Source organism: Lyngbya aestuarii BL J (genome assembly GCF_000478195.2).
GTDB classification, from domain to species: Bacteria; Cyanobacteriota; Cyanobacteriia; order Cyanobacteriales; family Microcoleaceae; genus Capilliphycus; species Capilliphycus aestuarii.
Window position 1 is genome coordinate 1 of record NZ_AUZM01000174.1, and the last position, 2,006, is coordinate 2,006.

A 2,006-nucleotide genomic window follows, 5' to 3' on the forward strand; every position below is an offset into this window, starting at 1 on the left:
TATCTATTCCCATTTCTATTGATTTAGACTCCGGCGATCAAAAAACTCAAGAATTCAAAACATGGGGAACTTTAATCGCTCATCAATGCGATCAATTCCGAAACTGGAAACCCGAAGAAATAGAACTCTTAGAACAACTTTCTATTCAACTTTCAATTGCCATCAAAGAAGACCAACTTCGTCAACAAATAAAAACTCTCAATGCTAAACTCGAAGCCCAAACTCAAGCCAGCGATCAAAAACTCCAAGCCCTTCTAAATAACACCTTTCAATGTACAGCAATACTCAGTCCAGAGGGAATATTACTCGATGTTAATCAAACCGCTTTAGACTTTGGAGGTTTGAAACGCGAAGAAACTATCAACCGTCCCTTTTGGGAAATTTACTGGTGGACAATCTCTCCAGAAATACAACAACAATTGCGTGAAAGTATCGCTAAGGCCGCTTCTGGAGAATCAATTTATTATGAAGTTGATGTCAAAATAGTAGGCAATAAAGTCGCAACCACAGACTTTGCTTTACGTCCACTTCGAGATGCAACAGGCGAAGTTATATTATTAATCGCAGAAAGTCGAGATGTTAGCGATCGCATCGAAGCTAAACGCGCCCTTCAAGAAAATCAAATCCTTTTAAGTTCTGTTCTCGATTGTATTCCTCAAGGCGTTTTTTGGAAAGATAAAGAAGGGAATTTTCTCGGCTGTAACTACAAATTTAGTGTGGATGGAGGTTTATCTTCTAGCCAAGAAATCATCGGTAAAACTGACTTTGATATGCCGTGGAAAGAAGAAGCCAAACTCTATCGCGCCGACGATCATCAAGTCATGGCATCTGGAGAAACTAAACTTAATATAGAAGAACCAATGACCAAAGTGGGAAAAATCTCACGGTTGCTAAGAACCCATAAAATGCCCTTGCGAAATCCAGAGGGAGAAATTATCGGAGTCGTCGGTACCTACGAAGATATTACCGAAAATAAAAAAGCAGAAATCACTTTGCGTCAGAGTGAAGCCCGTTATCAGATGTTAGTCGATAACTTCCCCAACGGGGCTGTAATGATGTTTGATCACGACTTACGGTATATCCTAGTTGGGGGTTTTGGACTCGCAGAGGTGGGACTTTCTAAACAAAAAATGGAAGGGAAAACGATTTGGGAAGTCTTACCGAAAGAAACCTGTAAACTGATCGAACCGCTTTATCGTCGGACTTTAGCGGGAGAAGAAATAGTTAGTGAACTTCCCTTTGGCAATCGCCTTTATCTGGTTTATTTTTTACCTATTATCGATCAGGGAAAGGTGCAAGCCGGGGTGGTGTTAACTCAAGATATTACTCAACAGAAACAAGCCGAACAAAAACTGCAACAACTTAACCAAGAACTCGAAGCAAGAGTTCAACAACGCACCGCCGATCTAGAAGCCGAAATTGCCGAACGAACTCGTCTATTAAATATTTTAGAAGCAAGTTTAAATGAAATCTATATCTTTGATGCTGAAACTCTAAAATTTCAATATGCCAACCAAGGTGCTTTGCGAAATCTGGGTTACACCCTCGAACAACTTCAACAGATAACCGCCATTAACCTCAAACCCCAACTGACTCCAGAACAATTTCAAAAATTAATTGATCCCTTATTAAATCATCAACAAAACAAGACCGTTTTTAGAGCAGCCTATCAACGAGCAAATAAAACATTCTATCCGGTGGAAGTTCACTTTCAACTGATCGAACATCAACAAGAACGCTTATTTCTCGCGGTTGCTCTTGATATTACCGAACGTCAACAAACCGAAGATCGTTTACAACTGGTCGAATTTGCCCTCGATAATGCCCAAGAAAGTGTTGTCATTGTCGATCAATCAGGTCAGATTGTTTATGTTAACAAAACCGCTTGTGAAAGTTTGGGCTATTCGAGTACAAAACTCTCCAATCTCAAAATTTGGCAAATTGATCAATCCCTAAACGCTCCGCCCCAGTGGGAAGAGTTTTGCCAACGTCTCAAACACCAAAAA

At 40.1% G+C, this 2,006-nt stretch carries 1 protein-coding gene; it reads left to right on the plus strand.

Translation table 11 applies throughout. From position 1 onward, the window contains the following. Positions 1–2,006 (plus strand): PAS domain S-box protein (locus M595_RS27250; protein WP_023069819.1); only part of this gene is annotated, 2,006 nt, incomplete at both ends.